13 protein-coding genes are annotated in these 14,737 nt (G+C 62.3%); 11 read left to right on the top strand and 2 right to left on the bottom strand.

All coding sequences use genetic code 11. The annotated features are described in order from the left end of the window. Positions 1–43 precede the first annotated feature (43 nt). The 7 genes from ppc to KKQ10_RS16620 all read left to right on the top strand — a co-directional run bounded on the left by ppc (position 44) and on the right by KKQ10_RS16620 (position 7,335). The gene (ppc, locus tag KKQ10_RS16650) at positions 44–2,674 is read left to right on the top strand and encodes a phosphoenolpyruvate carboxylase (protein ID WP_215501713.1); all 2,631 of its coding nucleotides are present in this window, start codon (positions 44–46) and stop codon (positions 2,672–2,674) included. Positions 2,675–2,964: 290 nt separating this feature from the next. Beyond that, a complete protein-coding gene (gene adk, locus KKQ10_RS16645) occupies positions 2,965–3,612 on the top strand; it encodes an adenylate kinase (protein WP_127650765.1) in 648 nt (215 codons plus the stop codon). Between the two features lie 93 nt (positions 3,613–3,705). Beyond that, the gene (gene tsaB, locus KKQ10_RS16640) at positions 3,706–4,380 is read left to right on the top strand and encodes a tRNA (adenosine(37)-N6)-threonylcarbamoyltransferase complex dimerization subunit type 1 TsaB (RefSeq protein WP_215501712.1); all 675 of its coding nucleotides are present in this window, start codon (positions 3,706–3,708) and stop codon (positions 4,378–4,380) included. Positions 4,381–4,601: 221 nt separating this feature from the next. Next, positions 4,602–4,910 carry a hypothetical protein gene (locus KKQ10_RS16635; RefSeq protein WP_003222071.1) on the top strand — a complete coding sequence of 103 codons (309 nt, stop codon included), beginning with the start codon at positions 4,602–4,604 and terminating at the stop codon, positions 4,908–4,910. Then, complete coding sequence (locus KKQ10_RS16630; RefSeq protein WP_215501711.1) at positions 4,910–5,770, top strand: DUF72 domain-containing protein; 861 nt, start codon at positions 4,910–4,912, stop codon at positions 5,768–5,770. The genes KKQ10_RS16635 and KKQ10_RS16630 overlap by 1 nt, the downstream gene beginning before the upstream one ends. Before the next feature lie 33 nt (positions 5,771–5,803). Then, positions 5,804–6,640 carry an isocitrate lyase/PEP mutase family protein gene (locus tag KKQ10_RS16625; RefSeq protein ID WP_127650757.1) on the top strand — a complete coding sequence of 279 codons (837 nt, stop codon included), beginning with the start codon at positions 5,804–5,806 and terminating at the stop codon, positions 6,638–6,640. A gap of 2 nt (positions 6,641–6,642) precedes the next feature. Beyond that, entirely contained in the window at positions 6,643–7,335 is a 693-nt protein-coding gene (locus tag KKQ10_RS16620; RefSeq protein ID WP_215501710.1) for an extensin-like domain-containing protein, read from the top strand. Positions 7,336–7,338: 3 nt separating this feature from the next. On the opposite strand, the gene KKQ10_RS16615 is transcribed toward KKQ10_RS16620, so the two are convergent. Continuing rightward, a complete protein-coding gene (locus tag KKQ10_RS16615) occupies positions 7,339–7,959 on the bottom strand; it encodes an energy transducer TonB (protein ID WP_108589700.1) in 621 nt (206 codons plus the stop codon). Between the two features lie 93 nt (positions 7,960–8,052). On the opposite strand from KKQ10_RS16615, the gene KKQ10_RS16610 reads away from it, so the two are divergent. Further along, entirely contained in the window at positions 8,053–8,835 is a 783-nt protein-coding gene (locus KKQ10_RS16610) for a class I SAM-dependent methyltransferase (protein WP_127650753.1), read from the top strand. 105 nt (positions 8,836–8,940) lie between these two features. Here KKQ10_RS16610 and KKQ10_RS16605 read toward each other — a convergent pair whose 3' ends face one another. Beyond that, entirely contained in the window at positions 8,941–9,576 is a 636-nt protein-coding gene (locus tag KKQ10_RS16605; RefSeq protein ID WP_127650751.1) for a TetR/AcrR family transcriptional regulator, read from the bottom strand. Positions 9,577–9,670: 94 nt separating this feature from the next. Here KKQ10_RS16605 and KKQ10_RS16600 point away from each other — a divergent pair, with 94 nt between their 5' ends. The 3 genes from KKQ10_RS16600 to KKQ10_RS16590 all read left to right on the top strand — a co-directional run bounded on the left by KKQ10_RS16600 (position 9,671) and on the right by KKQ10_RS16590 (position 14,441). Then, a complete protein-coding gene (locus tag KKQ10_RS16600; protein WP_127650749.1) occupies positions 9,671–10,771 on the top strand; it encodes an efflux RND transporter periplasmic adaptor subunit in 1,101 nt (366 codons plus the stop codon). 6 nt (positions 10,772–10,777) lie between these two features. Next, positions 10,778–13,846 (top strand): efflux RND transporter permease subunit, encoded by a 3,069-nt coding sequence (locus KKQ10_RS16595; RefSeq protein WP_215501709.1) that lies wholly within the window; start codon positions 10,778–10,780, stop codon positions 13,844–13,846. A gap of 358 nt (positions 13,847–14,204) precedes the next feature. After that, a complete protein-coding gene (locus KKQ10_RS16590; RefSeq protein ID WP_215501934.1) occupies positions 14,205–14,441 on the top strand; it encodes a hypothetical protein in 237 nt (78 codons plus the stop codon). Positions 14,442–14,737 lie beyond the last annotated feature (296 nt).

Here is a 14,737-nt window from a genome sequence, read left to right as displayed (position 1 = left end):
CATTCGTTTCTGAGCCGTCCCGATTACCGCTGGAGAACTGCTGATGACTGATATTGATGCACGCTTGCGCGAGGACGTTCACCTGCTCGGTGAGCTGTTGGGCAATACCATACGTGACCAGTACGGCGAGGAGTTTCTCGACAAGATCGAGCAGATTCGCAAGGGCGCCAAGGCTGACCGGCGCGGTTCGATGGACGCCGAGCTGAGCGCCAGCCTCAATCAGTTGAGTGAAGACGAATTGCTCCCGGTGGCGCGGGCGTTCAACCAGTTCCTCAATTTGGCGAACATCGCCGAGCAATATCAGCTGATTCATCGCCGCGAAGAGTCCCAGCCGGCGCCGTTCGAGTCCCGCGTGCTCCCGGAACTGCTCGCCCGCCTGCGCAATGAAGGTCACAGCGCCGAATCGCTGGCCCGGCAACTGGCGCGTCTGGAAATCGAACTGGTGCTGACTGCGCACCCGACCGAAGTGGCGCGGCGTACGCTGATCCAGAAGTACGATGCGATCGCCGCGCAACTGGCTGCGCAGGATCATCGCGATCTGACCAGCGCCGAGCGCGAACAGATCCAGAACACCCTGCAACGATTGATCGCCGAAGCCTGGCACACCGAAGAAATCCGCCGCACCCGGCCGACCCCGGTCGACGAAGCCAAGTGGGGTTTCGCGGTGATCGAGCATTCGCTGTGGCAGGCAATTCCCAACCACATGCGCAAGGCCGATCAGGCGTTGTTTGCCGCCACTGGCCTGCGTTTGCCGCTGGAGGCGGCGCCGATTCGCTTTGCCTCGTGGATGGGCGGCGACCGCGACGGCAACCCGAACGTCACCGCTGCCGTGACCCGTGAAGTGCTGTTGCTGGCGCGCTGGATGGCCGCCGACCTGTACCTGCGCGATGTCGATCACTTGGCTGCCGAGCTGTCGATGCAGCAGGCCAGCGACGCGCTCAAGGCCCCGGCCGGTGACAGCGCCGAACCTTACCGTGCGGTGCTCAAGCAATTGCGCGAACGCCTGCGCGCCACGCGCAACTGGGCACATGCGTCGTTGACTGCGAGCACGCCGGCCCCGGCCGACGTGTTGCACAACAACCGCGACCTGCTCGATCCGCTGGAGCTGTGCTTCAACTCGCTGCACGAGTGCGGCATGGGCGTGATCGCCGACGGGCCGTTGCTCGATTGCTTGCGCCGGGCGGTGACCTTTGGCCTGTTCCTGGTGCGCCTCGATGTGCGGCAGGATTCGACGCGGCACAGCTCGGCGATGACCGAAATCACCGATTACCTCGGCCTCGGTCGCTACGAAGACTGGGACGAAGAACAACGCATCAGCTTTCTCACCCGCGAACTGAACAATCGCCGGCCATTGCTCCCGGCGCATTTCAAACCGTCCGCCGACACCGCCGAAGTGCTCGCCACCTGCAGGGAAATCGCTGCCGCACCGGGCGCGTCGCTGGGCTCCTACGTGATCTCGATGGCGGGCGCGGCCTCCGACGTTCTGGCCGTGCAACTGCTGCTCAAAGAGTCCGGCGTGCTGCGGCCGATGCGCGTGGTGCCGCTGTTCGAAACCCTCGCCGACCTCGACAACGCCGGGCCGGTCATGGAGCGTCTGTTGCTGCTGCCGGGGTATCGCGCCAGGTTGCAGGGCCCGCAGGAAGTGATGATCGGTTATTCCGACTCGGCCAAGGATGCCGGCACCACCGCTGCGGCGTGGGCGCAATACCGGGCGCAGGAGCGTCTGGTGGAAATCTGTCGCGAACAGCAAGTCGAACTGCTGCTGTTCCACGGTCGCGGCGGCACCGTCGGCCGTGGTGGCGGTCCGGCACACGCGGCGATCCTGTCGCAACCACCGGGGTCGGTGGCGGGGCGTTTCCGCACCACCGAGCAGGGCGAAATGATTCGATTCAAATTCGGCCTGCCGGACATCGCCGAGCAGAACCTCAATCTGTATCTGGCCGCTGTGCTTGAAGCGACGCTGTTGCCACCACCGCCACCGACGCCCGAGTGGCGGCACCTGATGGACGAGTTGGCGGCGGATGGGGTTGCCGCGTATCGCGCCGTGGTGCGCGAGAATCCGCAGTTCGTCGAGTACTTCCGCCAGTCCACGCCGGAGCAGGAACTGGGACGCTTGCCCCTCGGCAGCCGTCCGGCCAAGCGCCGCGCCGGCGGCATCGAAAGCCTGCGGGCGATTCCGTGGATTTTCGGCTGGACCCAGACCCGCCTGATGCTGCCGGCCTGGCTCGGTTGGGAAAGCGCGTTGAGCAAGGCGCTGGAGCGTGGCGAAGGCGAGTTGCTCGGGCAGATGCGCGAACAGTGGCCGTTCTTCCGCACGCGCATCGACATGCTGGAAATGGTCCTGGCCAAGGCTGACGCGGACATTGCGCTGTCTTACGATCAGCGTCTGGTCGAGCCGGACTTGCTGCCGTTGGGCGCGCAGTTACGCGACCTATTGTCGCAGGCGTGCGCGGTGGTGCTCGGGCTGACTGGCCAGTCGCAACTGCTGGCACATAGCCCCGACACGCTGGAATTCATCCGTCTGCGCAACACTTACCTCGACCCGCTTCATCTATTGCAGGCCGAACTGTTGGCCCGTTCGCGGCAGCAGAATGTCGAGCAGGGCAGCCCGGTGGAGCAGGCGCTGCTGGTGTCTGTGGCGGGGATTGCCGCCGGTTTGCGCAATACCGGCTAAGGTTTTAGCGCTGGCGTCGGGCGCCCGGTGCACAGGCCGGGTGCCGCTTTGTACACAGGCAGAAAGTGCGGGCAGGCGACAGTTAATGATGGGGTTGCGACTTGGGTTACCGCGTCGCAAGGTCGCGGCAGGCACCGGTTTCTCCGACTTTTGGCGTCTTGTGTGGGCGCAGCCTGCTGTGTATCTTGATCAGCCTTTGGCCGTTTGTGCGGCCACGACCCGTTTTTTTAAGATTGGCCCAAAGAGGCGAATCCCGTTGTTTTCTATATAAAAAATTGAGGAGCACATCGATGCGCGTCATTCTGCTGGGAGCTCCCGGGGCCGGTAAAGGTACTCAGGCTAAGTTCATCACCGAGAAATTCGGCATTCCGCAAATCTCCACCGGCGACATGCTGCGTGCCGCGGTCAAGGCTGGCACTCCACTGGGCGTTCAAGCCAAGAGCATCATGGATGCCGGCGGCCTGGTGTCGGATGACCTGATCATCGCGCTGGTGCAGGATCGCATCGCTCAACCAGACTGCGTCAATGGCTTCCTGTTCGACGGCTTCCCGCGCACCATTCCGCAGGCCGAAGCGTTGGTGACTGCCGGTGTCGAGCTGGACGCTGTGGTTGAAATCGCTGTTGAAGACGAAGAAATCGTGCAGCGTATTGCCGGTCGTCGCGTTCACGAGGCCAGCGGCCGCGTTTACCACGTCATCTACAACCCGCCGAAAGTGGCAGGCAAAGACGACGTCACCGGCGACGATCTGGTGCAGCGCAAGGACGACACCGAAGAAACCGTGCGTCATCGCCTGTCGGTCTATCATGCGCAGACCAAGCCACTGGTGAACTTCTACAAGGAGCTCTCCGCTGCCAACGGCAAGCCGAAGTACAGCCACATTCCGGGCGTTGGTTCGGTTGAAGCGATCACCGCCAAGGTGCTCGAAGCGCTGAGCTGAAAAAGCTGATCCGCTGCATCATCCACGGCCCGCTTGCGGGCCGTAGTTGTTTATACTGACGCACTTTTTCTCCCACCTGTTTTGGATACATCGATGAGCACCTTGCTGGCCCTGGACACCGCGACCGAAGCTTGCTCCGTTGCCTTGCTGCATGACGGCAAGGTCACGAGCCATTACGAGGTGATCCCGCGTCTGCATGCGCAGAAGCTGCTGCCGATGATCCAGCAATTGCTGGCCGACGCCGGCACCACGTTGCAAGCGGTGGACGCGATTGCGTTCGGACGTGGCCCGGGCGCGTTTACCGGTGTGCGGATTGCTATCGGTGTGGTGCAGGGGCTGGCGTTCGCACTGGATCGTCCGGTGCTGCCGGTGTCGAATCTGGCGGTGCTGGCACAGCGTGCGCATCGCGAACATGGCGTGAGCCAGGTCGCGGCGGCCATCGATGCGCGGATGGATGAAGTGTATTGGGGCTGCTACCGCGAGACGGCTGGCGAAATGCGTCTGGTCGGGGCCGAAGCGGTACTGCCGCCAGAAGTCGCAGCGTTACCCACCGATGCCTGCGGCGAGTGGTTCGGTGCGGGCACCGGTTGGGGGTATGGCGAGCGGATCGCGGTCAGTCTGTCCGGTCAGGATGCCGGCATGCTGCCTCACGCTGAAGACCTGCTGACCCTGGCGCGCTTTGCCTGGGAACGCGGTGAGGCGATCCCGGCGGATGATGCGCAACCGGTTTACCTGCGCGATAAAGTCGCCACTCCGAAGGCTCGCTAAGCCTTTAAAAGATCGCAGCCTGCGGCAGCTCCTACAGGGATTGCACGCTTCTGTAGGAGCTGCCGAAGGCTGCGATCTTTTACTTCTACAGCTGCCAATCGTCAGTTTCCAACCCCGCGTTTTAAACCTTTTGCGCTTTATGTGTTCTAGTTATCACTCGGCAGTTTGCTAAGTCGGTCAGGTGCCGCTAAATTGCCATCATTGATACCGAGCATGAAATTATGCGTATAGACGGCCTTTCCTCTCAGTCCTACCCGATCAAGCGCAAGCCTCGTAAAGGCAATGTGGCGCTGGATGAGTCTGTCGACGATATCGACGGCGAGCTGGAATTCCCGACTGAAGAGCAACTGGCCGCCCGCGCTGCCAAAGCCTCCGCACAACGCCTGGCCAATCTGCCTGCCCGTCAGCAAGACATGATTTATCACCGCGCCATGAGCAAAAGTGTAGCGATGGCCCTGGCCAGCTACCTGAGCACCGCCGGTTTTGTCGATTGGGATGCGGATGTGCTGGGCCTCGACCTGTACATCTGATGGCGCTGCCTTACTACCTCGGTTGCCCGTCCTGGAGCGAAAACGCCTGGCGCGAGTATCTGTACCCCGAGGACGCCAAGACCTCCGATTTCCTCAGTCTCTACTCCCAAGTGTTCAACGCCGTGGAAGGCAACACGACCTTCTACGCCAGCCCGTCGCCGGCCACCGTGCAGCGTTGGGCCGAGACCATGCCCGAACACTTTCGCTTCACCGCCAAATTCCCCGGCGACATCAGCCACAGCGGTGACCTGCGCGATCAACTGACTGCCGCCGAAACCTTCGTAAAACTCCTCCGCCCGCTCGGCGAACGTGTCTCGCCGCTGTGGCTGCAACTGTCGAAAAGTTTTACCCCGCATCGACTGCCCGAGCTGACCGCGTTCATCGATGCGTTGGACCGGCCACTCGCGGTGGAAGTGCGCCACGAGCAGTTCTTCGCCAAGGGCGAGAGCGAGCGTCTGCTCAATCGTCTGCTGCTGGACCGTGGGGTGGAGCGCATCTGTCTCGATCCGCGCGCGCTGTTCAGTTGCCTGTCGACCGAGTCTTCGGTGATCCACGCGCAATCGAAAAAGCCCCGGGTGCCGACGCGTCCGGCGGCATTCACCCAGTGCCCGCAGGTGCGTTTCATCGGCCATCCCGAGCTTGAGGCCAATGATCCGTTCCTTGTGCCGTGGGTGGCGAAAATCGCCGAGTGGATCGAAGAGGGCCGCACGCCGTACATCTTCCTGCACACCGCCGACAACATCATGGCGGCGAAGCTGGCGCAACGTTTCCACGCACAATTGATGCAACGTTTGCCTGGCCTGCCATCCCTGCCTGAGCTATACAGAGAACCCGCCGCCGAGCAACTTGGCCTGCTCTGAGGCGCATTTTCATGCCTGCCCAGGAGCCTGCCGATGGATGCCCAAGCCCGTAACGAACAAGCCCGCAAAGCCCAAGCCTTCAAAGCCCTGCATGAGCGTCCGGGGATTTTCGTCATGCCCAATCCATGGGATGCAGGTTCGGCGAAAATGCTCGCCAGTCTGGGCTATCAGGCGCTGGCGACCACCAGTGCCGGCTACGCGTTTTCCCAAGGCAAGGCCGACGGCGCCTTGAGTCTCGATGAGACCCTGGACAATGTTCGGGCGATTGTCGCGGCGACCGATCTGCCGGTGGCGGTGGACCTGGAAAACGGTTTCGCCGATGATCCGGCCGAGTGCGCCAAAAGCCTGTTGCGCGCCGCCGAGGCGGGCGCGGTGGGTGGTTCGATCGAGGACGCCACGGGCCGCGCCGACGCGCCGATCTATTGCTTCGAACACGCCGTGGCGCGCATCGAAGCCGCCGTCGCTGCCGTGCGCACGCTGCCATTTCCCTTCACCCTGACCGCCCGCGCGGAAAACTACCTGCACGGCAATCCCGATATTCACGACACCATTCGCCGCTTGCAGGCTTTCGCCGAGGCGGGCGCCGATGTGCTGTACGCCCCGGGTTTGCGCAATGCCGAAGAAGTGCTGGCGGTGGTGCGCGCGGTGGCACCGAAACCGGTCAATGTATTGATGTCCGGCGGTTTGAAACTGACGGTGCAGGAGCTGGAAGAAATGGGCGTGCGGCGCATCAGTACCGGTTCGGCATTGGCGCTGGCAGCGTTCGGCGAGTTTTTCCGCGCCGCTGAAGAAATCCAGCACAGCGGCACCTTCGGCTTCACTGCGCAATCGATGCCGTACGCCAAGGCCAATCAGTTCTTCAAAGGCTGAGCATGGGGCGCTGGATCGCGCTGTCGTTGCTGCTGATCATCGCGGGCGCCGTGGTCAGCGTCTGGCGCGGCTGGCTGGACGTGCCGGCGCAGTGGAACCCGTGGGCGCCATTGGACGTGAAAGTTGTGCCCAACTGGCTGACCGGTTTCAAGCTGATGCGCTTGCGCACTGATCCCGAGTTATGCGCCCAAGCGCTGAGCCGCTCGGACCTGCGCGTCACGCCCCAGGCCGACAGCCCTGACGCCAAGTGCCCGCTGATCGGCGCCGTGCGTGTGCAGGGCGGCGAGGTGGCGCTGAGCAGTAGCTTCCTTGCCAGTTGTCCGCTGGCGGTGGCTTACGCGATGTTCGAACGACATACCCTGCAACCCGCCGCGCAAGCGCTTTACGGCCAGCCTGTGGCGCGTGTCGATCACCTTGGCAGCTTTGCCTGCCGCAATGTCTATAACCGCGAGAGCGGGGCGCTCAGCCGGCATGCCAGTGCCGATGCGCTGGACATCGCCGGTGTTCGTCTGGCGGACGGGCGCAGCGTCAGCGTGCTCAGGGACTGGCCGAAACACAATCAGGACGCGCAGTTTCTGCGTCAAGTGCGCGATGGCGCCTGCGAGGTGTTCAGTGTGGTGTTGAGTCCGGATTACAACGCCGCCCATCGCAACCATTTTCATGTCGATGTCGGGCGCTGGAGCGTGTGTCGCTGACGGTCAGGCGGCGAGGCGCAGGTTCTGCAGGACGATCGGGCGAGCCCAGCCGTTATCGAAGTCCAGCGCCTTCTGCTGCTCGACGATTTCTTCCGGCGGGAACGGTGGATAAGGTTTTTGCAGCAGGTCGAGGTCGAATTCGGCAATCGGCAGGTACAGCGGCTTTTTCTGTGGTGCCGGGCCAGGCTCTGGCACAGGCTGACCATTGTTGATCACGATCGGGCGGACCCAACTGCTGTCGAAATCCTGCTGCTCTTGCTGAGCCTTGAGTTCTTCCGGCGGGAACGGTGGGAACGGCTTGTCCAGCAAATCGGTTTCGAACTCGGCGATCGGCAGGAACAGTGGCTCTGGCGGACGCACTTCGGTCTCGACCACGTCGCACTGACGCTGCTCGACGATGTGCGCGTGCAGCTCGCTGCCCAGGGTCGGCTCTTCAGGGCTGTTCAGGTCAACCGGTGGAAACGTGCCACAGGCCGGCACCACATCACTCGTCTGTTCGGCCAGGGCCTGGGCAAAGAAATCCTGCCACAGGTGACTGACGCCGCTCAGTGCTTGAGTGTTATGACGGCTAAAGTCGCCATGGGGCGAGATGTAGCCAATCGATGTGGGAAGAATGCCTGACATTTTTTTCGGTTGACGCTCAGCTCTGGCAAAATGCGCGTTGATTGGTTTATCGGCCACCTTTTGCCGATCCTTAACTTTTTTGAGCGTGTTTTCATGATTGAGCAACCCGCGGCCTGCCGCATCCATGTCCAGGCCTTGAGCCCGACGTTTGAAGCGCAGGCCGAGCAGTGGGCCGAGCGTCTGGGCCTGCCGATGCAGGTGGCCGACGGCGAGTTCGCCTTGCAACTGGGCGAGCAGGGTTTACAGCTGCAGCAACTCGGCCCGGATGCACCGGGGCCTGTGCGGGTGGATTTCGTCGAGGGTGGCGCGGCGCACCGGCGGTTGTACGGTGGCGGCAGTGGACAGATGATCGCCAAGGCCGTCGGCATCGCCCAGGGCGTGCGCCCACGGGTGCTGGACGCCACGGCGGGGCTGGGCAAGGACGCGTTCGTGCTGGCGAGCCTGGGCTGCGAGATGAGCCTGATCGAGCGCCAACCGCTGATCGGTGCGCTGCTGGAGGACGGGCTGGCGCGGGCGGCGGAAGATTTCGACGTGGCACCCATCGTCGCGCGGATGAAACTGCTCAAGGGCAACTCGATCGAGGTCATGCGCAACTGGGAAGGCGAGCCGCCACAGGTGATCTACCTCGACCCGATGTTTCCGCATCGCGAGAAGACGGCGCTGGTGAAGAAAGAGATGCGCCTGTTCCGGCCGCTGGTCGGGGATGACCCGGATGCGCCGGCACTGCTCGAAGCGGCGTTGGCCCTGGCGACGCACCGCGTGGTGGTCAAGCGTCCGCGCAAGGCGCCGTGCATCGAGGGGCCAAAGCCGAGCCATGCGCTGGATGGCAAGTCGAGCCGGTATGACATCTACCCGAAGAAAGCGCTCAAGCCCTGAGACCCGAATCGCCCCCTTCGCGAGCAGGCTCGCTCCCACAGAAGTACCGCGATCAACTGTAGGAGTGGGCCTGCTCGCGAAGGGGGCAGTCAATACTCCGCAAAATCAGGGCCGATACGCCCGCATGAACAACCCCACCACTTCCTGCACATGACTCTCTGCCGCTGCCTCGCTCAGCGGCTCACCGCAGCCATACAACAAGCGAAAATTCCCCGCGCCCTTGATCAGGCAGAAGAAATGCTCGGCCGCATTACGTGGCTGGTCGATGTTCAACGCGCCGGTCTCGTGGATGCGTTTGAGCAGCCGCTCCATGCCTTGCACCATGCGCTCGGGGCCGGCTTCGAAGAAGATCAGCGACAGCTTCGGATCCTGCGTCCCCAGCGCCATCATCAAGCGGTGCAAATTCACCGACTCATCGCTGTTGATCAGTTGGTGAAAGCCTCGTGCAATGTTCAGCAACACATTTTCCACGGCGATGCCGGCGGGCAATTCGAAGAACAGCGGCGGTAATTGCTCTTCGCATTTGGCCATCACGGCGGAGGAGAACAGCGTTTCCTTGTCGTTGAAGTGGCTGTAAACCGTCAACTTCGACACGCCAGCCTCGGCGGCGACCGCGTCCATGCTGGTGTTGGCGTAGCCGTGACTCAGAAACAGGGTTTTCGCCGCATTGAGGATCGCCCGGCGCTTGGCTGGATCCTTCGGACGGCCCGGGCCGTTTGGAGCTGCAAGATTGTTCGACATTCTTCGCTTTTAATACTGGACTGGTGAGTTTGCTATTAATACCATACCGGCCAGTATAAATATTCCAAGCACCATTAGCGAAAGGTCCGTCACCATGTTCCGCCATGCGTTGTCCTTTGCCGTGCCAGTCAGCCTGGCGTTTTTATTGTCCGCATGCGGTCAGGAAGAGGCGGCGCAAGTCAGCATTCGACCGGCCATGGTGGTGCAGCCAGTGCCTTCGGCGCAGGCGATGGAAAGTTATCCGGGCGAGGTTCGGGCGCGCTACGAACCCGATCTGGCGTTCCGCATCGGCGGCAAAGTCAGCCGACGACTGGTCGAAGAAGGCCAGCGCGTGAAGGCCGATCAGCCACTCGCCGAGCTCGATCCGCAGGACGTGCGCCTGCAACTCGAAGCGACCCGCGCGCAGGTCGCCGCCGCCGAAGCCAATCTGAATCTGGTACGCGCCGAGCGTGACCGCTACAAGACCTTGATGGAGCGGCAGATGGTCAGCCGTTCCGCCTACGACAACGCGGAAAACCTTTACCGCTCCGGCGAAGCCCGTCTCAAGCAGATCAAAGCCGAATTTAACGTCTCGACCAACCAGGCCAGTTACGCCGTGTTGCGTGCGCCGCAGGACGGCGTGGTGGCCAAGCGTTCGGTGGAAGTCGGGCAGGTGGTTGCCGCCGGGCAAACCGTGTTCACCCTCGCCACCGATGGCGAGCGCGAAGTGTCGATCAGTTTGCCGGAGCAGAGCTTCGGCCGTTTCAAGGTCGGCCAGCCCGTGACCGTTGAATTGTGGACTCAGCAGAACCAGCGTTTCGCCGGGCAGATTCGCGAGCTGTCGCCGGCAGCCGATCCGAAATCCCGTACCTTCGCTGCGCGCATCTCGTTCACCAGCGGCAAAGTACCGGCCGAGCTGGGCCAGAGCGCGCGGGTGTTTGTGCAGTCGGCCGATGCGGTGCCGTTGTCGGTGCCGCTCTCGGCGCTGACCGCGGAAAACGGCGCGACCTACGTCTGGGTCGTCAGCGCCAACAACACCTTGAAAAAGACCCCGGTGCGCGTCGGCCCGTTCGGCGAGAAAAGCGTGCCGGTGCTCGAAGGCCTGAGCGCCAGCGACTGGGTGGTCGCCGCCGGTGTTCACGTGTTGCTCGAGGGGCAGCAGGTGCGTCCTGTGGATCGCTCCAACCGTGTGGTCAATCTGGCGGACAAGGAGTAAGTCCCGATGCGCTTCAACCTTTCCGAATGGGCGCTGCGTAATCGCCAGATCGTCCTGTTCCTGATGCTTTTACTGGCCATCGTCGGCGCCTTGTCCTACACCAAGCTGGGCCAGAGCGAAGACCCGCCGTTTACCTTCAAGGCCATGGTGATCCAGACCCGCTGGCCGGGGGCTACCGCGCAGGAAGTCTCGCGTCAGGTCACCGAACGCATCGAAAAGAAACTCATGGAAACCGGTGAGTACGAACGCATCGTGTCGTTCTCCCGCCCGGGCGAGTCGCAGGTCACCTTCATGGCTCGCGACTCCATGCATTCAGTGGACATTCCCGACCTCTGGTATCAGGTGCGCAAGAAGGTCAGCGACATTCGCCAGACCTTGCCGCCGGGGATTCAGGGGCCATTTTTCAACGATGAATTCGGCACCACGTTCGGCAATATCTACGCACTGAGCGGCGACGGTTTCGACTACGCCGTGCTCAAGGATTACGCCGACCGCATCCAGATCCAGCTGCAGCGGGTGAAGGATGTGGCCAAGGTCGATCTACTCGGTTTGCAGGACGAGAAGATCTGGGTCGAGCTGTCCAACGTCAAACTCGCCACCCTTGGCTTGCCACTGGCGGCCGTGCAGCAGGCGCTGGAAGAGCAGAACGCGGTGTCTACCGCCGGCTTCTTCGAAACCGGCAGCGAGCGTGTACAGCTGCGGGTCTCGGGGAATTTTCAGACCGTCGACGAGATCAAGAACTTCCCGATCCGGGTTGGTGATCGGACGTTCCGCATCTCCGATGTCGCCGATGTACATCGCGGTTTCAATGATCCACCGGCACCGCGCATGCGTTTCATGGGCGAAGACGCCATCGGCCTTGCGGTGGCAATGAAGGACGGCGGTGACATTCTGGTGCTGGGCACGGCACTGGAAGGCGAATTCTCGCGCTTGCAGAAAGGCCTCCCGGCCGGCATGCAATTGCGCAAGGTGTCCGACCAACCGGCAGCAGTGAAAACCGGTGTTGGCGAGTTCGTCCAGGTGTTGGTCGAGGCGCTGGCGATCGTGTTGCTGGTGAGCTTCTTCTCCCTCGGTGTGCGCACCGGCATGGTGGTCGCGCTGACCATTCCGCTGGTGCTGGCGATGACCTTCGCCTGTATGTATTACCTCGGCATCGGCCTGCACAAGATTTCCCTCGGCGCGCTGGTGCTGGCGCTGGGGTTGCTGGTGGACGATGCGATCATCGCCGTGGAAATGATGGCGATCAAAATGGAGCAGGGCTTCGACCGGATCCGGGCTGCGAGCTACGCCTGGACCAGCACCGCATTCCCGATGCTCACCGGTACGCTGATCACTGCAGCGGGCTTTCTGCCGATCGCCACGGCGCAGTCCGGCACCGGCGAATACACCCGTTCGATCTTCCAGGTGGTGACCATCGCGCTGCTCGCTTCGTGGGTGGCGGCGGTGATGTTCGTGCCGTATCTGGGGGAAAAACTCCTGCCGGATCTGGCGAAGATTCACGCCGCCAAACACGGCACGACTGACGGGCAGGCGGACCCGTATGGCACGCCGTTCTATCAGCGGGTGCGGCGTCTGGTGGAGTGGTGCGTGGCGCACCGCAAGACCGTGATCGTGCTGACGGTGGGGCTGTTCATCGCGTCAGTGATGCTGTTTCGTTTCGTGCCGCAGCAGTTCTTCCCGGCCTCCAATCGACTGGAATTGATGGTCGATCTGAAACTGGCCGAAGGCGCCTCGCTGGCCAACACCACGGCCGAGGTCAAACGCCTGGAAGCGATGCTCAAGGACCACGCCGGCATCGACAACTATGTGGCGTATGTCGGTACCGGTTCGCCGCGTTTCTACCTGCCGCTGGATCAACAACTGCCGGCGGCGAGCTTCGCCCAGTTTGTGGTGCTGGCGAAAAACATCGAAGAGCGCGAGAACCTGCGCAGTTGGTTGATCGACACGCTGAACGAGCAATTCCCGGCCTTGCGCTCGCGGGTCACGCGTCTGGAAAACGGCCCGCCGGTTGGCTATCCGGTGCAGTTCCGCGTTACCGGTGAGCACATCGAGGAAGTCCGCGCGCTGGCACGCAAAGTGGCGGCCAAGGTGCGCGAGAACCCGCACGTGGTCAACGTGCACCTGGACTGGGAGGAGCCGAGCAAGGTGGTGTACCTGAACATCGATCAGGATCGCGCCCGCGCGTTGGGTGTGAGCACCGCCAACCTGGCGAAATTCCTGCAGAGTTCGCTCACCGGTTCCAGCGTCAGCCAGTACCGCGAAGACAACGAATTGATCGAGATTCTGCTGCGCGGCACGGTGCACGAGCGCACCGAGTTGTCGTTGCTGCCGAGCCTGGCTGTGCCGACCGATAACGGTCGCAGCGTGGCGTTGTCGCAGATTGCCACCTTGGAATATGGCTTTGAGGAAGGGGTCATCTGGCACCGCAATCGTCTGCCGACGGTGACCGTGCGGGCGGACATTTACGGCAAGGAGCAGCCGGCGACGCTGGTGCAGCAGATTCAGCCGACGCTCGATCCGATCCGTGCCGAATTGCCTGACGGGTATCTGCTGGATGTGGGCGGTACGGTGGAGGATTCGGAGCGTGGGCAGAAGTCGGTGAACGCCGGGGTGCCGATGTTCATCGTGGTGGTGCTGACGTTGCTGATGGTGCAATTGCGCAGTTTCTCGCGCACGGCGATGGTGTTTATGACGGCGCCGCTGGGGTTGATCGGGGTGGTGTTGTTTCTGATGGTGTTCCGCCAGCCGTTCGGGTTTGTGGCGATGCTGGGGACGATTGCGCTGTCGGGGATGATCATGCGCAACTCGGTGATTCTGGTTGATCAGATCGAGCAGGATATTGCTTCGGGGCTTAAGCCTTGGCAGGCGATTATCGAGGCGACGGTGCGGCGGTTTCGGCCGATCGTGTTGACGGCGTTGGCGGCGGTGCTGGCGATGATTCCTTTGTCTCGGAGTGTATTTTTTGGGCCGATGGCGGTGGCGATCATGGGGGGGTTGATTGTGGCTACGGCTTTGACGCTGTTGTTTTTGCCTGCTTTGTATGCGGCTTGGTTCCGGGTTCGTCGCGAGGGTTGATTGGCTTTGTTGGACTTGGCGGCCTTTGGGCCGACCAGGTTCTTGGGGTTTTGGGTGTATATCCGTTGCTTCGGGGGTTGCGGCTGGCGGTTTCGCTCTTACAGCGAGTCCCTTTGGCAAACGCCCCAAAGGAACCAAAGGTCTGGGCCCCGGCGTTCGGCCCTCGCCGTGGCTCGGGTTCCTTCGTTGCAGGATTCATCCGGGGGCATCGTCTACGGTTTGCTTCGCTGCACCTCCTCTCGATGTGTTTGGCTTCGCCAAACGGTCGCTGCGCTCCCACCCCCGGATAAACCCCTCCACTCAGCCTGCCGAAGGGGCCGGCAGATCAAGAGCTGCAGCCGAGCTAACGCTCATCCTGTTGAGTGGTGAAGAGCATGCGGTCGGCTTTTGCTTTTCTGTAGGAGTGAGCCTGCTCGCGATGGCGGCCTGCCAGCCGACCAGTCTCCAACTGACCACACCCAATCCCATTGTGGGAAATGGCCTGCTCGCGATGGCGGCCTGCCAGCCGACCAGTCTCCAACTGAATGCACCCAATCCCACTGTAGGAGTGAGCCTGCTCGCGATGGCGGCCTGCCAGCCGACCAATCTCCACTGAATGCACCCAATCCCACTGTAGGAGTGAGCCTGCTCGCGATGGCGGCCTGCCAGCCGACCAATCTCCACTGAATGCACCCAATCCCACTGTAGGAGTGAGCCTGCTCGCGATGGCGGCCTGCCAGCCGACCAATCTCCACTGAATGCACCCAATCCCACTGTAGGAGTGAGCCTGCTCGCGATGGCGGCCTGCCAGCCGACCAGTCTCCAACTGAATGCACCCAATCCCACTGTAGGAGTGAGCCTGCTCGCGATGGCGGCCTGCCAGCCGACCAGTCTCCACTGAATGCACCCAAT

Source organism: Pseudomonas sp. MG-9 (assembly GCF_018729515.1).
In the GTDB taxonomy this organism is placed as follows: domain Bacteria; phylum Pseudomonadota; class Gammaproteobacteria; order Pseudomonadales; family Pseudomonadaceae; genus Aquipseudomonas; species Aquipseudomonas serboccidentalis.
Note: the sequence above shows the minus strand (reverse complement) of the source record. Positions and strands in the feature narration are given on the sequence as shown.

What these genes read in the sequence shown, in the direction of transcription:
- adk (WP_127650765.1), top strand. Translation starts at nt 2,965, where the DNA reads ATGCGCGTCATTCTGCTGGGAGCTCCCGGGGCCGGTAAAGGTACTCAG.
- KKQ10_RS16625 (WP_127650757.1), top strand. Translation starts at nt 5,804, where the DNA reads ATGGATGCCCAAGCCCGTAACGAACAAGCCCGCAAAGCCCAAGCCTTC.
- KKQ10_RS16600 (WP_127650749.1), top strand. Translation starts at nt 9,671, where the DNA reads ATGTTCCGCCATGCGTTGTCCTTTGCCGTGCCAGTCAGCCTGGCGTTT.
- KKQ10_RS16615 (WP_108589700.1), bottom strand. Translation starts at nt 7,959, where the DNA reads ATGTCAGGCATTCTTCCCACATCGATTGGCTACATCTCGCCCCATGGC.
- KKQ10_RS16605 (WP_127650751.1), bottom strand. Translation starts at nt 9,576, where the DNA reads ATGTCGAACAATCTTGCAGCTCCAAACGGCCCGGGCCGTCCGAAGGAT.
- KKQ10_RS16610 (WP_127650753.1), top strand. Translation starts at nt 8,053, where the DNA reads ATGATTGAGCAACCCGCGGCCTGCCGCATCCATGTCCAGGCCTTGAGC.
- KKQ10_RS16620 (WP_215501710.1), top strand. Translation starts at nt 6,643, where the DNA reads ATGGGGCGCTGGATCGCGCTGTCGTTGCTGCTGATCATCGCGGGCGCC.
- ppc (WP_215501713.1), top strand. Translation starts at nt 44, where the DNA reads ATGACTGATATTGATGCACGCTTGCGCGAGGACGTTCACCTGCTCGGT.
- tsaB (WP_215501712.1), top strand. Translation starts at nt 3,706, where the DNA reads ATGAGCACCTTGCTGGCCCTGGACACCGCGACCGAAGCTTGCTCCGTT.
- KKQ10_RS16635 (WP_003222071.1), top strand. Translation starts at nt 4,602, where the DNA reads ATGCGTATAGACGGCCTTTCCTCTCAGTCCTACCCGATCAAGCGCAAG.
- KKQ10_RS16595 (WP_215501709.1), top strand. Translation starts at nt 10,778, where the DNA reads ATGCGCTTCAACCTTTCCGAATGGGCGCTGCGTAATCGCCAGATCGTC.
- KKQ10_RS16630 (WP_215501711.1), top strand. Translation starts at nt 4,910, where the DNA reads ATGGCGCTGCCTTACTACCTCGGTTGCCCGTCCTGGAGCGAAAACGCC.